Raw genomic sequence first — 18160 nt, forward strand, 5'->3', positions numbered from 1 at the left:
GGGATGTGTCAGGGCCAGGCGACGAGTGCCTCGGCGCTCAGCCTGGCGGCGCCTTCATGGGTGGCCGTCATGAGCTTCAGCCGCACGCTGCGCCGGCCCTCGTGCTCGAACTTCTCGGCCACCGTGCCGGTGCAGCGGATGCGCTCGCCCACATGGGTGATGGCGGCAAAGCGCAGGTCGAGCGAACGGATCGCCGCCTGCGACACCCAGTGGGTCAGCAGCCGCGCGAGCCAGGCCGCCGACAGCATGCCGTGCGCGAACACGTCGGGCATGCCGGCGGATTTCGCGAAGTCGCTGTCGACGTGGATCGGGTTGTGGTCGCCAGAGGCGCCGCAGTACAGCGCCAGGTCGAGCCGGCGGATCGGCGGCAATTCGAGCGGGGGCAGGGCGTCGCCGGGCTGCAGTGCGTTCCAGTCGGGGAGGGTGGCGGTGGTCATTGCGAGGCTCATGAGTTGCGCACGACGGTCACGCAGCGCAGCTCGGCCACGAGTTCATCGCGCTGGTTGCTGACGGCGGTCTTGCGCACGACGAATTCGAGCGCGCCGTTCTTCTTGTCGTAGATGTCCTCGATGCGCTGGCGGAACGTGAGCGTGTCGCCCGCATAGGCCATCGCGTGGTAGCTGAAGCCCTGCTCGCCGTGCAGCAGGCTGCGGTAGTCCATGCCCAGCAGCTCGCGGATGGCGGCCGGGTTGGGCGCCTCCATCTCCAGGCAGAAGAGAAAGGTGGGCGGCACCGGCAGGCCCGGGTGCCCGGCGTCGCGCGCGGCGGCCTCGTCGATGTAGACGGGATCGGTCTGGCCCGTGGCCTTGGCGAAGAAGCGCAGGCGGCCTTTTTCCACTTCCACCTGGAAGGGCGGAAGCTGGTGGCCGATGTGGCGGCGGTCGATCATCTGGATTGGTAGAGCGTGACCACGCAGGCGCCGCCCAGGCCCAGGTTGTGCTGCAGCGCGAGCCGTGCACCTTCGACCTGGCGCTGCTCGGCCCGGCCGCGCAATTGCCACACGAGCTCCGCGCACTGCGCAAGGCCCGTGGCGCCGAGTGGATGGCCCTTGGACAGCAGGCCGCCCGACGGATTGGTCACCACGCGCCCGCCATAGGTGTTGTCGCCCTCGACGATGAAGCGCTCGGCCGTGCCCTCGGGCGTGAGGCCCAGCGCCTCGTAGGTGATGAGCTCGTTGGCGGTGAAGCAGTCGTGCAGCTCCACCACGTCGAGTTCCTCGGGGCCGATGCCGGCGTCTTCGTACACCTGGCGGGCCGCGGCGGCGGTCATGTCGTAGCCGACCAGCTTGCGCATGTCCCTGCTCTCGAAGGTGGAGGGCGTGTCGGTGGTCATGGCCTGCGCGGCGATGACCACGCGCATGTCGAGCCCGTGCTTTTCTGCGAACTCGGCCGAGCAGACGATGGCCGCGGCCGCGCCGCAGGTGGGCGGGCAGCACTGGAAGCGCGTGAGCGGATCGAACACCAGCGGCGAGGCCATCACCTCGTCGAGCGTGAGCGTCTGGCGAAACACCGCGAGCGGGTTGCGCGCCGCATGCTGGCGCGCCTTCACCGAGATGCGCCCGAAGGTGTCGCGGCGGATGCCGTGCTGCGCGATGTAGTCGCGGCCGGCGCCGCCGAAGAACTGCGCGGCGCGCGGCGCTTCGGGCACGTAGCCCTGCTTCTCGGCCATCACCTCGGCGAAGCGCGCCATCGGCGAGGGGCGGTCGTCATAGGCGCCCTTGAGCGCGCCGGGCTGCATCTGCTCGAAGCCGAGCGCGATCGCGCATTCGACCATGCCGCTTTCCACCGCCTGGCGCGCGAGGAACAGTGCGCTGGAGCCGGTGGAGCAGTTGTTGTTGAGGTTGAACACCGGAATGCCACTCAGGCCGACGCCGTAGATGGCGGCCTGCCCCGCGGTGGAGTCGCCATAGACATAGCCGACATAGGCCTGCTGCACCAGCGCATAGTCGACGCCGGCATCGTCGAGCGCGAGCTTCGCTGCGCGTGCGCCCATCACGGTGTAAGGGTCGCTGGCGCCGGGCTTGGTGAAGGGGATCATGCCCACGCCGACCACATGGACGGGGCGCTGCATACGTGTCATGGAAACTCCTCAGTGGGACGCGGTGACGATGGAAGGAAGTCTCCGCCGGTGCACAGGCTCGGGCAATCGCGGATCGGCCCAAAACGATTGGCCGAAACGCTCATGCAATATCGCGGTAGCGGAAGGTGCCCATCGCGCGCGCCGCCACTTCGCCGCTCGCGTCGGTGACGGTGGCCTCGCAAAAGCACACCGAGCGGCCGCCACCCGCGGCGTGCCCCTGTGCCTGCAGCACCCCGCCCGCGGGCCGCATGAAGGCGATGTGCATGTCGACCGTGACGACCTCCCGCGCGTAGTCGACGCGCGAGAGCGCGGCATGCGCCATCGCGCTGTCGAGCAGGGTCATCAGCACGCCGCCATGGCCGCTTGCGTGGTTGTTCAGCAGCTCGGGGCGCAGCGCCACCGAAACCAGCGATTTGCCGCCTTCCGCATGCTCGAGCCTGAGCCCGAGGTGCTCGGAAAAGGGCACATGGCGCTGCGGTCCGCTGCTCGGCCGGCCGTCGCCTTCCTGCGGCGCGCTCGCAAGCTGCAGGCTCATGGCGCGGACCCCCGCTTCGACGCGGCAGCCGCCGCCGTGAAGTCGCGCGGCCCGGTCAGCGCAAGGCCGCCGTCCACAGGAATGACGGTCCCCGTGATGTAGGAGCCCCAGTCGCTCGCCAGCATCATCGCCATGCGGCTGATGTCCTCGATGCGGCCCAGGCGCTTGAGCGGCACGCGCTCGGCCATCGCGGCCATGGTGTCGCCGGTGGGCGCGAGCCGCTTCAGGCCTTCGGTGTCGGCGATCGGCCCGGGCACGATGGAGTTGATGCGGATGCCCTGCGGGCCCCACTCGAGCGCCAGCACCTGCGTCAGCATGTCGACGCCGGCCTTGGCCGCGCACACATGGGCCTGGAACGGCGTGGGCGTGAAGGCCTGGCCGGCCGAGATCTGGATCACGCAGGCGCCGGGCCGGCGCAGGTGCGCATGCGCGAGCCGCGCGACGTTGAAGCTGCCGAGCAGGTCGATGTCGACCACCGTCTTGAAGGCATTGGGCGACATGTCGAGCGCGCTCGCAAGAAAGTTGCCCGCGGCGCCCGAGACCAGCACGTCGATGGGGCCGAAGCGCTCGGCGCCCTGCGCGAAGGCGCGTTCCAGCGCCTCGGGCTGGCGCACGTCGGCCGCAATGCCCAGTGCCTGCGTGCCGAGCGCTTCGAGCTGCTGCGCCGCCGCGGCCACCTTGTCGGCCGAGCGGCTGAGCACCGTGAGGCGCGCACCGGCGCGCGCAAAAGCCTGCGCAATGCCGAAGTTGATGCCGCTGGAGCCGCCGGCCACGGCCACGTGGCGGCCCGAGAAATCGAAGGCGGAAAAGTCCATGGTGTTCATTGCCCCGATCACTCCGGCTTGAAGCCGATCTCGGCCAGCATCTTGCGCTCGCGCTCGAACTGCGCACGGGCGTAGTCGGCATAGTTCTCGCCGGTCATCAGCTTGGGTTGCATGTCGAACAGTTCCAGCTGCTGGAGGTAGGCCGGGTCCGCCGCAGCCTTGATGAAGGCCGCGTGCAGCCTGGCGGCGATCTTCGGATCGAGGTTCTTCGGCGCCACCAGGCCCACCGGCGAATCGATCACCATGTCGTGGCCCAGCTCCTTGACGGTCGGCGCGTCGTAGCGCTTCAGGCGCTCGGCGGTGAAGGTGGCGAGCAGGCGCACCTTGCCGCCCTGCACCTGGGGCCCGAAGCCGGGGTCGCCGTAGACGTCGAGATGGCGGCCGATCACCGCCTGGAAGGCCTCGCTGCCGCCCTTGTAGGGCACCAGGTTGAAGGACGTGCCTGCCTGCCTGGCGAGCCGCTCGGCGTAGATGCGGTTGATGCTGATCGCGCCGACGTTGCCCCAGCTGACGGCGCCGGGGCGCTTCCTGGCGTCGGCCAGCAGTTCGGGCAGCGACTTCCAGGGCGCGTCGGTGGCCACCACGATGCCGGTGGTGAGGCCGGCCAGCCCGATCAGGTAGCTGAAGTCCTTGAGCGGGTCCCAGCTCACCTTCTGCACCAGCGGCGCGCGGATCACCGAGTTGTGCATCACCGCGATCGTGTAGCCGTCGGCTTCGTTCATGGTCGCCAGCGATGCGGTGCCGGTGACGCCGCCCGCGCCCGGCTTGTGCATCAGAACGATGGGCTGGCCCAGGTCCCTGGAGGCGGCCTCGGCCAGCGTGCGGAAGATCGGGTCGAAGGAGCCGCCCGGCGGAAATGGCAGCACGAGCTGGATCGGCTTGCTCGGATACGGGTCGGCGGCGAAGGCCGGGGCGGCCGCGCTGGCGCCGAGGGCGATCAGTGCGCCCAGCGCGGCGCGCCGGCTAAGCGGGCGGAAGCTGCGGTTCATGGTGTCATGTCTCCTGTCGTTTGAAATTGGCGGCGGCGCATGCGGTTCAGGCGGCCTGCGGCAGCGGCAGGTAGCGGAAGGAGCCCTGCGCTTGCGCGACCAGGCGGCCGGCCTCGTCGCTGACCGTGGCGCGGCACCAGGCCACGCTGGCGTCGTGCTGCACCACTTCGCCGTCGGCCGTGAGGCGGCCGCGGCCGGGCGCGTGGAAGCTGGTGTTGAGATTGAGCGTGACGGCGGTGCGCGCAAAGTCGAACAGCGACACGGCCGCGCTCGCCATGGCCACATCGAGCAGCGTGACCAGCACACCGCCGTGCACGGCGCCGATGACGTTGCCGAGCTCGGGCCGCGCGTCGATGACGAGGCGCGCGCGGCCGCCTTCGGAGAATTCGCGGTGCGCATCCAGCAGCCGCATGAACGGCACCTGGCCGAACAGGTGGCGGTGGTCCGCGCCGGTGACGGGTTGCATCACGCCTGCAGCCGCTCGCGCAGCACGTTCTTCAGCACCTTGCCCGCGGCCGACAACGGCAGCTCGCGCAAGAAGCTGATGCCGCGCGGACACTTGTAGCCGGCCAGGCGCTCGCGGCACCAGGCGCGCAGTTCATCGGCATCGGCGCGGGCATCGTCGGCCAGCACGACCGCCGCATGCACCGCCTCGCCCCAGCGCGCATCGGGCACGCCGATGACCGCTGCCTGCCGCACCTGCGGATGGCTGCGCAGTGCGGCCTCCACCTCGGCGCAGTAGACGTTCTCGCCGCCGCTGATGATCATGTCCTTCAGGCGGTCCACGATGAACAGGTGGCCGTCGGGCAGCATGCGGCCCGCATCGCCGGTGCGCAGCCAGCCACCCTGCAGCGCGGCGGCCGTGGCCTCGGGGTTGCGCCAGTAGCCCTGCATCACCATCGGCCCGCGCGCCAGCACTTCGCCGACCTGGCCGCGCGGCAGCTCGCGGCCGCTCTCGTCCGCAACGATGATCTCGGCGCCCAGGCCGGCGCGGCCGACCGAGTTCAGCCGGCCGAGCGCGCGCGCCTCGGGCCGGTGGTTCGAAGGCAGGTTGATGCACACGGCGCCGGCGGTTTCGGTGAGGCCGTAGGCCTGGAAGAACTCGGCGTGCGGCCAGGCGGCCAGTGCGCGGTCGAGCAGGTCGGGCGGCATCGGTGCGGCGCCGAAGGCGATGCGCGTGAGGCTGCGCACGCGCCCGGGCGTGAACGACGGGTCGTCGAGCAGCGACTGCAGCATGCTCGGCACCACGACGATGTCGCCGATGCGGTGCTCCTCGATCGCGTCGATGACCGCGGCGGGCCGGAACTGCGCCATCGTCACGCAGCCGCCGCCGACGATCAGCTGGCCCACCAGCCGCCCGAGCCCGGCGACGTGGAACAGGGGCGCCACCAGCAGCGAGACCGAATCGGGCGCGTTGTTGAGCTCGGCGCCGCGCGCCATCGATGCGGTCCAGAAATTGGCGTGGCTCAGCATCACGCCCTTGGAGCGGCCAGTGGTGCCGCCGGTATAGAGGATGGCGGCGAGCGCGTCGCCGCCGGTGCGCGTGTCGGGCAAGGGTTCCAGCGCCACGCCTTCGTCTTCGAGCGCATCCATCTGCGCGCGCGCGGGCACATCGGCCGGTGCCAGCGCCTGCAGGCTTTCGTGCACGAGCAGCAGCGAGGCTTCGCTGTCGTGCAGTGCATGCGCGAGCTCCGGCGTGCTCCAGCGGATGTTCAAGGGACAGGCGACGGCGCCGAGCCACCAGCATGCGAGGACGGCCCGCACCAACTGGTCGCTGTTGGGCGCGAGCAGCGCCACGCGGTCGCCGCGCGCAATGCCGCGCCGGGCCAGCGCGGCAGCCTGGCGCGCGATGCCGTCCGCCATCTGCGCATGCGTCTGGCGGTGCACGCCGGCGTCGCCCACGTGGGTGAGCGCCGCCATGCCGGGGTGGCGCTGGAGCGCGCGATGCAGGCCTTGGGTCAGGTACACGATGAAGCCACCGACGGTTAACGAAGATGCGGCACAGCTTAGGCCGCACCGCGAGCTGCACCCATGGCGGGAAGCGCCAAAGGGCTTGGCGAAACCGCTCAGCGTTCCGGGCCGTGCGTCAGCCGGTACTCGCCGGGCGCCACGCCGGTCCACTGCTTGAAGGCGCGGTGGAAGGTGCTGGCTTCCGAGAAGCCCACGCGGTTGGCGATGTCGAGCAGCGGCAGCGGCGTGTGCAGCAGGTAGTCGATGGCGGCGTCGCGCCGCAGCTCGTCCTTGATCTGCTGGAAGCCGCGGCCTTCGTCGCGCAGGCGCCGGCGCAGCGTCTGCGGCGTCACCGCGAGCGCCTCGCCCACTTCCTCCAGCGACGGCAACTCGCTGCCCAGGCCCTTGCGCATTAGCCGGCGGATGCGTTCGGTGAGGCTGCTGGTGTCGCGGTACTTCACGATCAGGTTGGCCGGCGAGCCCGCGAGGAATTCGCGCAGGCTCTGCGGCGACTGCACCACCGGCAGGTCGAGCCAGCGCGCCTCGAACGACATGCCCACGTGCGCCTGGCCGTAGCGGATCGGCACCTGGTAGACGCGCGAGGTCTCGGTGTTGGTCTGCTCCGCCGTGTAGTCGACCTCGAGCAGCGGAATGCGGCGCGCCACCAGCCATGACGAGGCATTGAAGGCGAACAGCATGAAGGCCTTCACCGCGTAGTCCAGCCGCGCATCGGAGGCGCGCCGCAGCACGAACTGCACATGCGCGCTGCCGCCCTGCACCGCCAGGCGCGGCACGAAGTCGTGCAGCAGCAGGTGGTAGGAGGCGAAGCCTTCGCGCAGGGCCTCGCCCAGCGTGGCGCAGCGCACCAGCTGTCGCATGCACTGGCCGAAGCTGCCGGGCGGCAGCGGGCCGCTCAGCAGGCCCCAGATCTCGTCGCGCAGTTCGCGCCGCAGCGCGCGGATCAGCAGCGCGTACTGGCGCTGCGAGATGCGCGCCAGCGGCGACTCCAGCAGCGACGGCGCGATGCCTGCGCGGGCCAGCACGCGCGCCGCATCGACGCCGCGGTGGCGCGCGCCCATCAGGATGCTGTGCACCTGCTGGATGGCAACGGTGTGGTGGGTGAGCGTCATCGGTGGCGGCCGCTGCTGCAACTCGGCCGGTGGGATTGTAGGCAGCGCCCCGGGGAGGCAGTGCCTCAATCGATGGCACCGGCCGCCCGCAGCGCGGCCACGGCCGATGCGTCGAGCCCGGCCTGCCGCAGGATCTCGTCGGTGTGCTCGCCGGCGCGCGGGGCGGGGCGCGCCACGGCCGGCTCGAAGCCGGTCATCTTGATCGGGCAGCCGAGCTGCGGCGGGGCCGCGTCATCGGTCGCAACGCGCATGCCGCGCGCGCGGAAATGCGGATGCGCCAGCGTCTCGTCGATGCGCAGCACCGGCGTCACGCACCCCGTGCCGTCGTGGAACAGGCCGCGCCAGTGCGCGAGCGGCCGCGCGCCGAAGATGGCGGCCAGCTCCGCGCGCAGGCGTTCCTCGGTGGCGGCATTGCCGCTGCGGTGCAGCGGCGCGAGGTCGGGGCGCTCGAGCAGGCGGCACAGGTCGTTCCAGAACTTGGGCTCCAGCGCACCGACCGCCAGCTGCCGGCCATCGGCGGTGCGGTAGTAGCCGTAGCAGGCGAGCGAACCCGTCAGCGCGCTGTGGCCGATGCGCGGCACCTCGCCATGCTGGTGCAGGCCGGCCAGCGGCAGCACCGCATGGGCCAGCACGCCGTCGGCCATCGCGATGTCGACATGCCGCCCGCGCCCGCTGCGTGCGGCATCGAACAGCGCGGCCAGGATGCCGGCCACCGCGGTCATGGTGCCGCCCAGCAGATCGGCCACGGGCAGGTTCGACAGGGCCGGGCCCGCGGCATTGCCGATCTGGTCGGCCACGCCGGCGAGCGCCGCGTAGTTCAGGTCGTGCCCCGGCGTGTCGCACAGCGGCCCGGTCTGGCCGAAGCCGCTGATGCTGCAGTAGACGATGCGCGGGTTCGCGGCCGCCACCGCTTCATAGCCGACGCCGAGCCGCTGCATCACGCCGGGCCGGAAGCCCTCCATCAGCACGTCGGCCTCGCGGCACAGGCGCAGCAGCGTGGCCACGCCCTGCGCGTGCTTCAGGTCGACGCGGATCGCGCGCTTGTTGCGGTTGACGAGCGCGCGCACACTGGGGCTCGCGTAATCGCCGGCGCCGGTGTCTTCGATCTTGATCACGTCGGCGCCAAGGTCGGCAAGGTGCATGGCGCCGAGCGGACCGGGCAGCAGGCGGGTCAGGTCGAGCACGCGCACGCCTGCGAGCGGCGCGCCTTTGGCTGCGCCTGCCATGGGTTCGGGGGAAGAGGTCATGTGGGCTGCAATCTAGGCGGCGCGGGGCGCCGCGGCAATGGCAGCACTGCTCCCGGCGATTGGCGAAAAGCGTCAGGCCGCGTCCGGCCGGCCGAGGCACGAATCCGACTGCATGCCACTAACCCAAGGAGCACGAATCATGCAAATGCAGCAAGCGGTGAAAGAATTGTTCGAGCGCTATGCACGGAATTTCAATGCGGCATTGACGGCCGAGCCCGATCTCGAAGCCATTGCCGGCCTGTACACCGAGACCTTCATCGCTGCCTCGCCCGCCGGGATCATGTCGGGCAAGAACGACGACGAACTCAGGAAGGTGATGGCCGACGGCTTCGCGCGCTATCGAGGGATGGGCACGAAGAAGATGGAGGTGCGCGGCCTGCGCGTGACGCCGATCGATGAGCTCCATGGACTGGCGCACGTCGACTGGCGCGCCACGTACGACGTCGACGGTGCAGGGAAGCTGATCGATTTCACCAGCGCGTACTTGGTGCGGATCGACGATGCCAGGGGCAAGGTGTTTGGCTGGATCACCGGGGATGAAAATGCCGAGTTGAAGAAGCACGGCATCGCGTGAGCCGCCCATGCCTTCCGCTCGGTGCTACGATGGCGGCATCGGGAAAACAGCCTCCCGTTCTGCAAAGTCAGACGGTGTCCCGTCCAAGTGCTGGTGACTCACAACGGAGCCTTCCGTGGACACCGCCTTGCCTGATGCACCTTCTGCGCTTCCTGCGCTCTCCCAGCCTGTTTCCTTCGCCGAAGCGCTTCGCTTGCGGCTCCAACTCGGCTTCATCAGCTTGGGCGGTCCGACCATGGACGCTGCCGGGCAAAACCGATGAGCGCGACCCCTTCGACTCGGCCGCCGAGCGGTCTCGCGCGGCTGCTGCCCGCCGGGGTCGATCCGTGCGCCGTGCCCTTGCTTGCCGCGCGGGGGCTGCGCGCCTTCGGCGACGGCTACATGGCGGTGCTGCTGCCGGCCTACCTGCTGTCGATCGGGCTGGATACGCTGGAGGTCGGCATCGTCAGTACGGCGACGATGCTGGGCTCGGCACTGGCCACGCTGGCCGTCGGCGCCTGGGGGTTCCGCTTCGCGGGCGGGCGGTTGCTCCGCGGCGCCGCCTTGCTGATGGCGGCCACCGGCCTGGGCTTTGCGGGCCTGACGTCGTTCTGGCCGTTGCTGGTGGTTGCACTGGTGGGCACGCTCAATCCCAGTTCCGGCGACGTCAGCGTGTTCCTTCCGCTCGAGCACGCGCGCCTGGCCGCGGCGGCGCAGGGCCATGCGCGCACGGCGCTGTTCGCGCGCTACAGCCTGCTGGGTGCGTTGTGCGCAGCGCTGGGTGCGCTGGCGGCCGCCGTGCCCGACTGGCTGGTTCGGCACAGCGAGTTCACGCGGCCCGACGCACTGCGCGGGATGTTCGCGGTCTACGCGGCCATCGGGCTGGCTGTGTTCTGGCTTTACCGGAATCTTCCCACCCACGCCGGCGCCAGCGACAGCACGGACAGCGCGCCGGTCGCACCGGCGCCGCTCGGACCATCCCGCCGCGTGGTGATGCGGCTGGCGGCGCTCTTCAGCGTCGATTCGTTTGCCGGCGGATTGGCCATCAACGCACTGATGTCGCTGTGGCTGCTGGAGCGATTCGGCTTCTCGCTGACCCAGGCGGGCGTGTTCTTCTTCTGGACCGGTTTGCTCGGCGCGGCGTCGCAGCTCGCCGCACCCGTGGTTGCCCGGCGCATCGGCCTTCTCAACACCATGGTCTTCACGCACCTGCCGGCCAACGTCTGCCTGGTGCTGGCCGCGCTGGCGCCGAGCTTGCCGATCGCGCTCGGCCTGCTGATGGTGCGCAGTGCGCTGTCGTCGATGGACGTGCCCACGCGGACGGCCTACGTGATGGCGGTCGTGACGCCGGCGGAGCGCAGCGCCGCGGCGAGTTTCACCGCCGTGCCGCGGAGCCTGGCGGCAGCCATCAGCCCGACGATCAGCGGCGCGCTGTTCGCGGCCGGATGGATCTCGCTGCCGCTCATCGCCTGCGGGCTGCTGAAGATCAGCTACGACCTGGCACTCTGGCGCGCCATGCGCCGGGACCGCGTGGACGGGGAATAGCCGCCCGAGGCGGGAGCGTTTGCTGCAACAGTGCCGTGTATCACCGCGCGGATGTCCGCGATCACGCGGACCATGTCCGAGCCGCCGGTGTTCGCGTACACCACGATGCGCCGCCGCCCGTTCTCGCGCCCGATCTGGTTCGGACCGTCGGTTTTCAAGCTTTCGGCCCGCCTCGAATGCCCGTGCGCCGGACGGGTTTCCTGCGGGCCGGGAAGGCGCGAGCGAGGCGCTCCCGCACTGCTTTTACTTCCTCAGGAATTTCATCGGTTGACGTCCGCCAGCACCCCTGGCTACATTCATTCAGCTCTTGGAGAATCCACATTGCCCAGACATGTGTACGTCGTACTTGCTTTCATTGCCATCGCAGTGCTCGCGGGAAATCTGATCGCAACGGTCGTTGTATTGCGCAGCGGTTTTTATTCGCCGCTGCAACGCAGGCTCCAGTTGGCTCTGGTGTGGTTGATTCCTGTGATCGGGGCCGCATGCTGCATGAGCTTCGCGTCCCTTCACAGGCGCCCGATTCACAAGCCTGACAAGAAATTCCCGGGACCCGACTCCTTCAATCTGCCCGGCGGTGAAGCCAACGGCTTCTGAATTCGGCGATGCCCGTCGGCCGTTTCTGGCCGACCTGCGCCTCCCCTCGCCAAGAGGCGTGTGCCTCTGCGAAAAATTCGTACCTTCTTACCGAAATAGAAATCCATGTTCGGCCGTATCAAGCTCCATCCATTCATCAAGGCGAACCCTCCGCACGCGGACTGCGCACCGGCGACGAAGGGACTGCTGGGCCGATACGAGGGGCAGCTGCCCGCCGCGCTGCTCGAGTTGTGGCGCAAGCACGGCCTCGGGCGCTACGGCCGTCGGCAGATCTGCCTGATCGATCCGCAGGCCTGGCAATCCACGCTGGACCGATGGATCGTGTCGCCACCCGATGCCACCTTGCGTGTGCCCATTGCGCTGACACCATTCGGCACACTTCTTTTTTACAGGAAGCTCACGGCTTCGGACGAGGACGTTGCGGCGCTGAATCCGGTGACCCGCAGCGTCAGCATCCTGAGCTGGGACCTGGCGGATCTGTTCAACAAGGTTCTGAGCGACCCGAGTCAGGCCGATGAATTCATCCAACCGGCCATGCTCGAAACCGCGCAACAAGAAGCAGGCACGCTCGCTCCCGGTGAGGCGTACCACGTCGACCCGATGCTGTTGTCCATGCAGATGCTGAAGATCGCCAGGACGGATGCGCTCGCGCTTCACCAGAAGCTTCGCGCACAGGTCGACCACGAGCAGGCGCCGCCAGCGCCGCCCCCGGACAGCATCCGGGCAGCCTTGCCCGACAAATATCGCGCGGCCTTCAAGGACGTGGAGAGAAAAGACGGCCACCCGGGGGGGGCTCTATCTGTCGACTTACATCGATTGGCGCCGACTGATCGCGCTCGACGCGCAGGGCAGCTATCAGCTGCTCTTCTGGAAGAACGATCACAAGACGGGCGAAGCATCGGATATTCGGCACTACAGCGGGCGGTATCGGGTGCTCGATACCGAAGAAGGCGACTGCCTGCTGCGGCTCGACCTGGTGTTCACCAGCAAGTCGCTGGGCAGCGATGCCGACGATGATGGCCTGTACCTGATGCGCTGCGGCGGACAGCCACTGCTGTTGCAGGCCACCCGCCTCGAGGACATGGCAACGGCCATCGGCGGGCGCGCAACGATGGGCAGCTCCGAGCACTATTTCCGGCCCGTGCGGCTGGACGATCCTTTTCCCGTCGAGAACTCCGACGGGATGGACGCGCCACCGTTCGAGGACCTGCCGGCTGCGCTGCAGGCCCTGGTGCACCGCGAGCCGCTGAGGGCCACGATCGTCGAGGTCGGCGCCGACAGCGACCCGGAAGACTCCACCGTGATGGCCTGGGTGGATCTGGGAAGCAACGGCGGGCTGCGAATGAACATGCCGCTCATGTCGCCCAAGGACAGCCCGCGTGCTCTTTACGGCTGGGTGTGGCAAATGGACCCGGAGCGTTGCGGCGTTGGCATCAAGGTGCAGCGCGACGCGGCAGGCGCCATCGTCAACGGGCCCGAGACAGGCGACGTCCTTGTCAGCCGGGCGGATTGAAGCGTGCAAACCGATGTTGGACAGCCGTCGCACTGGCGGCCCCGGAACGACGCAGCGTCATGGCACGCTTTCACCTTCTCACGAATTTCATGTGAATCACGTCCGGCGCCGCGACCGTTTTCACCAGCGCAAGGGCGCGCAGGGCCTCGGCATCGTCGAACAGACGCTCGCCACCGCCGAGCAGGATGGGCGCCAGGTGAAGCTGCATTTCGTCGACCAGGCCGGCCTTCAGGTATTGCTGCGCAGCGCGTGCGCCGCCTGCCAGCGCCACGTCCTTCCCGCCCGCCGCGCGGCGGGCCTGGTCCAGCGCGCTCTCGATGCCGTCGGTCACGAAGCTGAAGCTCGTGCCGCCTTCCATGACCAACGGGTCGCGCGCGTGATGCGTCAGCACGAACACCGGGTGGTGAAACGGCGGATTGCGGCCCCACCAGCCGTTCCAGGGGGCGGTCGTGCTCCACGGTCCCGGGCCGCCGCCGAACATGTTGCGGCCCATGATGGTCGCGCCGATGCCGGCGAGCTCTTCCTCCACCACCGGCGTGCTCTCGTTCACCACGCCGCCCTCCAGGCCATGTGGACGCCGCCAGGCCTCGAGCGGGAACACCCACTCGTGCAATTGCTCGCCGCCGACGCCGAGCGGCTCCCGCAGGCTCTGGTTCGGACCGGCGACGAAACCGTCCAGCGACATCGAGATCCTGAATCGAAGCCTTGACATGCTGCGCCTCCTGCAGGCGTGGCCGAAGAGAGCGAGTCTAGGAATTGCAGGGCCGCGCGGCAATGCCAATGAAGCCGCGGTTTCTGCCAAGGACGCACCGCCCGCGGGCCTCGTCGAGCTCATCCGCGTGGATACTTCCGGGGACAATACGAAACATATACAATTCACGCACATTTCATATAAAGGCAAGTGATGGGCATCGTGAAAATTTCGGACCTGATGCATGAGAACCTGCGGGTGGCGGGGAACGCCCTGAGCAGGTCCATCAATGCACAGGCAGAGCACTGGATGCGGGTCGGCATGCTGACCGAGATGCATCCGGAACTGGACTACCGTGAAATCTGCCAGCTGCTGATACAGGCTGAACTCGCGGGCGGCCTGGACATTGCCGCGGCTGTCACCAGCCAGCCTGGCAAGCCCCGCGGATCCGCGACGGGAAAACACTAGTGGCGCACGGCGTTCCCATCAAGTCCGCCGAGGAACTCGAGATGGCGCGGCGCGCCGGCAGGCTTGCCGCGGAGGTGCTGCACATGGTCGAGCCTTACGTGGTGCCGGGGGTGAGCACGGAGGCGCTCGACCGGATCTGCCACGACCACATCGTGAACGTGCAGGGCGCCATTCCCGCCAACGTGGGCTACCAGGGCTATCCCAAGACCATCCTCACTTCCGTCAACCAGGTGGTTTGCCATGGCATCCCATCTTCGACCAGGATCCTGAAGAAGGGCGACATCGTCAACATCGATGTCGCGGTCATCAAGGATGGCTGGTTCGGCGACACCAGCCGCATGTACTTCGTCGGAGCCCCCAGCGTGCTGGCTCGGCGCCTGGTGGAGACGACGTACGAGGCCATGCTGGCCGGAATCCGGCAGGTCAGGCCTGGAGCGACGCTGGGCGATATCGGCCATGCGATCCAGTCGGTCGCTCGCCGGGAGCAATTCAGCGTGGTGCGCGAATACTGCGGGCACGGCATCGGGCGGATCTACCACGATGAACCGCAGGTGCTGCACTACGGGCAGCGCGGGGAAGGTCTCGAGCTGGAGCCGGGGATGGTCTTTACCATCGAGCCGATGCTCAACGCAGGCAGGCGTGAAACCAGGCAACTGCCCGATGGGTGGACCGTCGTGACCAGGGACCGGTCGCTGTCTGCCCAGTGGGAACACATGGTGGCCGTCACGCCCGAGGGGTATGAAGTGCTGACGGCCTGGCCGGGAGGCACGGGCAGCTACGCGCCAGCCGCCTCGGGCACCGGCCCCACATAGCGCCCGCGCGGGCGGATCACCTGCGCCGTGCCCAGCTGTTCCAGGCTGTGCGCCAGCAGTCCGACGCTGCGCGCGGTTGCGAACAGGCCGAAGGCCGCATCGACGGGAAGCCGATGGTGAGCGGCCATGGCGGCCAGCGCGACGTCGATGTTGGGCTGCAAGCCGGTCAGCTTGGTCACCTTTGCGATGAAGCGCGCGATCACCCTGGGCGGCTCGAACAAGGCCAGCAACGCGGCCGCACGCGGGTCGCCGTCGGGGTAGAGGTGATGGCCGAATCCGGCCAGCGGCAAGCCGTTCGAGAGGTGGTGGGCCAGCACCTGGTCCTCGCCCAGCCGTTCCACCTCGCTGAACAGCGCGCGCACGCGGCCCGAGGCATCGCCGTGCAAGGGGCCGGAGAGGGTGGTCAATCCGGCCAGCAGGCATGCGGGCAGCGAGGCGCCCGTCGAAGCGGCAATGCGCGCGGCAAAGGCCGAACTGGTCAGTTCGTGATCGGCCAGGAGCACCAGGGCCGTTCGCAGCAGATCGGCCACCCTGGCAGGTTGCTTCCATCCTTTCGCAAAGCGCAGATGCAGCGCTTCGTGGCCCGGCGACGCGCCGAACGCGTTGGCCAGCCGGCCCACCAGATCCTGGCCTTCGGCATGCAGCACGCGGGTCAGGCGCCCACCGGTGGAATGCCCGGCGGCTGCCAGGCTGGCCAAGGCGACGAAGGCCGCGCCGCGCCCGGGCTTGCCGGAACGCAGGGATGCCGTGCAGGAGAAATCGACGGCAGGCTCGGCGCCCCACAAGAGTTGCGCCGCGTCTTCCAGTGTGGCGGTCCGGGCCATGCGCACCGCATCCCGGCCCCGGTAGTACGGCCGCCCGCGGGAGAACGCGCACAGGGCCGTGGGAATGCTGGGCTCCGACCCGAACAGCGTGTTGGCGGCCACCGTCTCGTGCTTGCGGCCGGCCTGCTTGCGCTTGGCCAGGCCGGCCACGTCCTCGGCGCGGTAGAGCCGGCGCCGCGTGTCGGCCGGGTCGGGCATGACCTCGAGCTTGCCGCGGCTCACGTAGGCGTAGATCGTCTGGGGCTGCACGCCCAGGAGCTTGCACGCCTCGGTCATTGAAATCCAGGAAGCCATGGGCGGGTCATCAGAGTCAATTTCTATTGATTATATGTATCAAGATTGACCAGCATGTCAATCTATTCATAGCATGGGCCCAGCTCCGTGAAGAGCGTTCCCGAACAGCGATATGAAACCCCAAGTCCTTCAACTCAATCCGATCCTGATCCCCGCGATCAACGACAAGCTCGCCTCGCTCTACGCCGTGCACAAGCACTTCGAGCTGCCCGACCCAGAGGGCTGGCTGCGTGAACACGGCGCGTCGATCGACGCCGTGATCACCGGCGGGCACACCGGCATTTCGCGTGCCATGCTGGAGCAGCTGCCCAGCCTCAAGGTGGTGGCCGTCAATGGCGTGGGCACCGACGCGGTGGACCTGGCGTACTGCCGGGAGCGCGGCCTGCCCGTCACCGCAACACTGGGTGCGCTCACCGAAGACGTGGCCGATCTGGCCATCGGCTTGCTGATCGCGGCCTGCCGAAACCTGTGTGCGGGCGACCGTTTCGTGCGGGACGGCCAGTGGGAGCTCCATCCCCAGCCCGGCGCCATTCCGCTTGCCCGCCGCTTCAGCGGCATGCGCATCGGCATCGTCGGAATGGGCCGGGTGGGCCGCGCCGTCGCGGTGCGGGCGGGTGCCTTCGGCTGCGCCATCCACTACACCGACCTGCGCGCGATGGAAGATGTCGCGTACAGCTTCATGCCGAGCCTGGTGGACCTGGCGCGCGAATCGGATGCGCTGGTGCTGTGCGCAGCCGCGGACCAGGCCGAAGGCATTGTCGACGCGGCCGTGCTCGACGCGCTGGGGCCGCGCGGCTTCTTGGTCAACGTCGCACGCGGCCGGCTCGTGAACGAAGCCGACCTCACGCAAGCGCTGCTTGACGGCCGCATTGCGGGCGCGGGGCTGGACGTGTTCGTCGACGAGCCGCGCGTGCCGCCGGCGCTGCGCCAGTGCGAGCGCGTGACCCTGCAGGCCCACCGCGCCAGCGCCACCTGGGAGACCCGCACCGCCATGGCCGAGATGGTGATGGCGAGCGTCGCCCAGGCCCTGGCCGGCGAGCGACCGGCCATGAGCCTGACCACCTGAGTACCTGCCTTCGCGGCGCAGCGGCCGCACATCAAACCTATAAATGGAGACAACTTTGTTCATTCGACGCCTTGCCATTCCCCTTGCCCTTGCCCTCTGCGCCATCCAGGCGCCGGGCTTCGCGCAGACTTTTCCTTCGCGCCCCGTCACGCTGGTGGTTCCGTTCCCGCCGGGCGGCGGGACGGACACCGGCGGCCGCGTCATCGCCGAGCAGTTGGGCCGGCGCTGGGGCCAGCCCGTGATCGTGGAGAACAAGGGCGGCGCCGCCGGGCAGATCGGCGCCGACTTCGTCGCCAAGTCCAGGCCGGACGGCTACACGCTGCTGCTGGGCAATATCGGGACACAGGCGATCAATCCCCTGCTGTATCCCAAGCTGCCCTACGACGCCGACAAGGCCTTTGCGCCAGTCTCATTGGTGGCCGAGCTGCCGCTGGCGATGATGGTGAATCCGTCGGTCCCGGCGAGGACGGCGGCCGAATTCGTGGCGCTGGCCAAGGCCAGGCCGGGCCAGATGAGCTACAGCAGCTCGGGCGCCGGCGGCGCGCCGCACCTGGCGGCCGAGATGTTCAAGGACCAGACGGGCTCCTTCGTCCTGCATGTGCCTTACCGCGGCGGCGGGCCGGCCGTCGCCGACCTGCTCGCGGGCCATGTGCAGCTGTCGTTCATGACCGTGCTGGAGGCCTCCGGCCACATCAAGGCGGGCAAGCTGCGTGCGCTGGCCGTCACCGGCGACAAGCGCGTGCCGGCGTTTCCCGAAGTGCCCACGCTCGCCGAAAGCGTGGCGCCCGGCTTCAACGCGATCTCCTGGATCGGCCTGCTCGCACCGGCGGGCACGCCGCCCGAGGTGGTGGACAGGATCGCCGCCGACCTGCGCGCCGTGCTGGCCGACGAATCGGTCAAGGCGCGCTTCGTCGGGCTGGGCGGCGTGCCACGCGCGACATCGCCGCAGGAGTTCGCGCGGCTGATCGACGACGACAAGCGCCGCTACGCCCAGATCATCCGCAGCCGCAAGATCACGATCGAGTGAGCGCGGCGAGCCGGCCTTT

The 18160-nt window shown here is 69.0% G+C and carries 22 protein-coding genes; 10 read left to right on the forward strand and 12 right to left on the reverse strand.

All coding sequences use genetic code 11. From position 1 onward, the window contains the following. Positions 1-8: 8 nt before the first annotated feature. The 10 genes from EJO66_RS20950 to EJO66_RS20995 form a co-directional block, all read right to left on the reverse strand. Positions 9-437, reverse strand: a complete 429-nt coding sequence (locus tag EJO66_RS20950; RefSeq protein ID WP_240648647.1) for a MaoC family dehydratase — start codon at positions 435-437, stop codon at positions 9-11. 8 nt (positions 438-445) lie between these two features. Continuing rightward, entirely contained in the window at positions 446-889 is a 444-nt protein-coding gene (locus EJO66_RS20955; RefSeq protein WP_124961282.1) for a MaoC family dehydratase N-terminal domain-containing protein, read from the reverse strand. Next, positions 886-2070 (reverse strand): lipid-transfer protein, encoded by a 1185-nt coding sequence (locus tag EJO66_RS20960; RefSeq protein ID WP_206168875.1) that lies wholly within the window; start codon positions 2068-2070, stop codon positions 886-888. The genes EJO66_RS20955 and EJO66_RS20960 overlap by 4 nt, the downstream gene beginning before the upstream one ends. Before the next feature lie 109 nt (positions 2071-2179). After that, a complete protein-coding gene (locus EJO66_RS20965; RefSeq protein ID WP_125965968.1) occupies positions 2180-2614 on the reverse strand; it encodes a PaaI family thioesterase in 435 nt (144 codons plus the stop codon). After that, complete coding sequence (locus EJO66_RS20970) at positions 2611-3429, reverse strand: SDR family oxidoreductase (RefSeq protein WP_125965969.1); 819 nt, start codon at positions 3427-3429, stop codon at positions 2611-2613. The genes EJO66_RS20965 and EJO66_RS20970 overlap by 4 nt, the downstream gene beginning before the upstream one ends. 17 nt (positions 3430-3446) lie before the next feature. Next, positions 3447-4427: a tripartite tricarboxylate transporter substrate binding protein gene (locus tag EJO66_RS20975; RefSeq protein WP_125965970.1), complete on the reverse strand. Its 981-nt coding sequence runs from the start codon at positions 4425-4427 to the stop codon at positions 3447-3449. A 46-nt stretch (positions 4428-4473) separates the two neighbouring features. Beyond that, the gene (locus EJO66_RS20980) at positions 4474-4893 is read right to left on the reverse strand and encodes a PaaI family thioesterase (RefSeq protein WP_125965971.1); all 420 of its coding nucleotides are present in this window, start codon (positions 4891-4893) and stop codon (positions 4474-4476) included. Continuing rightward, a complete protein-coding gene (locus EJO66_RS20985) occupies positions 4893-6395 on the reverse strand; it encodes a class I adenylate-forming enzyme family protein (RefSeq protein ID WP_125965972.1) in 1503 nt (500 codons plus the stop codon). Before EJO66_RS20985 ends, EJO66_RS20980 begins: the two co-directional genes overlap by 1 nt. Positions 6396-6493: 98 nt before the next feature. Then, positions 6494-7507 (reverse strand): AraC family transcriptional regulator, encoded by a 1014-nt coding sequence (locus tag EJO66_RS20990; RefSeq protein ID WP_125965973.1) that lies wholly within the window; start codon positions 7505-7507, stop codon positions 6494-6496. 65 nt (positions 7508-7572) lie between these two features. After that, entirely contained in the window at positions 7573-8754 is a 1182-nt protein-coding gene (locus tag EJO66_RS20995; protein WP_125965974.1) for a CaiB/BaiF CoA transferase family protein, read from the reverse strand. A 139-nt stretch (positions 8755-8893) separates the two neighbouring features. Here EJO66_RS20995 and EJO66_RS21000 point away from each other — a divergent pair, with 139 nt between their 5' ends. The 5 genes from EJO66_RS21000 (at position 8894) to EJO66_RS32825 (ending at position 12959) form a co-directional block, all read left to right on the forward strand. Next, a complete protein-coding gene (locus EJO66_RS21000) occupies positions 8894-9328 on the forward strand; it encodes a Cif family virulence factor (protein WP_240648650.1) in 435 nt (144 codons plus the stop codon). A gap of 258 nt (positions 9329-9586) precedes the next feature. Next, positions 9587-10852, forward strand: coding sequence for an MFS transporter (locus EJO66_RS21005; RefSeq protein WP_125965975.1), 1266 nt, complete (start codon positions 9587-9589; stop codon positions 10850-10852). 51 nt (positions 10853-10903) lie between these two features. After that, positions 10904-11446 (forward strand): hypothetical protein, encoded by a 543-nt coding sequence (locus tag EJO66_RS32615; RefSeq protein WP_164547874.1) that lies wholly within the window; start codon positions 10904-10906, stop codon positions 11444-11446. Between the two features lie 105 nt (positions 11447-11551). Then, the gene (locus EJO66_RS32820) at positions 11552-12463 is read left to right on the forward strand and encodes a GAD-like domain-containing protein (protein WP_206168871.1); all 912 of its coding nucleotides are present in this window, start codon (positions 11552-11554) and stop codon (positions 12461-12463) included. After that, positions 12378-12959 carry a hypothetical protein gene (locus EJO66_RS32825; protein WP_206168872.1) on the forward strand — a complete coding sequence of 194 codons (582 nt, stop codon included), beginning with the start codon at positions 12378-12380 and terminating at the stop codon, positions 12957-12959. Before EJO66_RS32820 ends, EJO66_RS32825 begins: the two co-directional genes overlap by 86 nt. 70 nt (positions 12960-13029) lie before the next feature. Here the strand turns inward: EJO66_RS32825 and EJO66_RS21025 are convergent, their stop codons facing one another. Beyond that, positions 13030-13671 (reverse strand): dihydrofolate reductase family protein, encoded by a 642-nt coding sequence (locus EJO66_RS21025; RefSeq protein WP_125965978.1) that lies wholly within the window; start codon positions 13669-13671, stop codon positions 13030-13032. Between EJO66_RS21025 and EJO66_RS21030 the strand changes: the two genes are divergently transcribed. Genes EJO66_RS21030 through map form a run of 3 tightly spaced genes read left to right on the forward strand, consistent with a single transcriptional unit; the run spans position 13670 to position 14930 of the window. Then, a complete protein-coding gene (locus EJO66_RS21030; protein WP_125965979.1) occupies positions 13670-13864 on the forward strand; it encodes a hypothetical protein in 195 nt (64 codons plus the stop codon). The genes EJO66_RS21025 and EJO66_RS21030 overlap by 2 nt on opposite strands. After that, on the forward strand, positions 13864-14118 hold the full coding sequence (locus EJO66_RS21035; protein ID WP_125965980.1) for a ParD-like family protein: 255 nt from the start codon (positions 13864-13866) through the stop codon (positions 14116-14118). The genes EJO66_RS21030 and EJO66_RS21035 overlap by 1 nt, the downstream gene beginning before the upstream one ends. Further along, on the forward strand, positions 14118-14930 hold the full coding sequence (gene map, locus EJO66_RS21040; protein ID WP_125965981.1) for a type I methionyl aminopeptidase: 813 nt from the start codon (positions 14118-14120) through the stop codon (positions 14928-14930). The genes EJO66_RS21035 and map overlap by 1 nt, the downstream gene beginning before the upstream one ends. On the opposite strand, the gene EJO66_RS21045 is transcribed toward map, so the two are convergent. Further along, positions 14894-16048 (reverse strand): citrate/2-methylcitrate synthase, encoded by a 1155-nt coding sequence (locus EJO66_RS21045; protein WP_125965982.1) that lies wholly within the window; start codon positions 16046-16048, stop codon positions 14894-14896. The two genes, map and EJO66_RS21045, sit on opposite strands and share 37 nt — an antisense overlap. 112 nt (positions 16049-16160) lie before the next feature. Here EJO66_RS21045 and EJO66_RS21050 point away from each other — a divergent pair, with 112 nt between their 5' ends. Beyond that, positions 16161-17114, forward strand: a complete 954-nt coding sequence (locus tag EJO66_RS21050) for a 2-hydroxyacid dehydrogenase (protein ID WP_125965983.1) — start codon at positions 16161-16163, stop codon at positions 17112-17114. A 43-nt stretch (positions 17115-17157) separates the two neighbouring features. Beyond that, entirely contained in the window at positions 17158-18141 is a 984-nt protein-coding gene (locus tag EJO66_RS21055; RefSeq protein ID WP_125965984.1) for a Bug family tripartite tricarboxylate transporter substrate binding protein, read from the forward strand. The last annotated feature ends 19 nt before the right edge of the window (positions 18142-18160 follow it).

Source organism: Variovorax beijingensis (genome assembly GCF_003951285.1).
Classification (GTDB): Bacteria; Pseudomonadota; Gammaproteobacteria; order Burkholderiales; family Burkholderiaceae_C; genus Variovorax; species Variovorax beijingensis.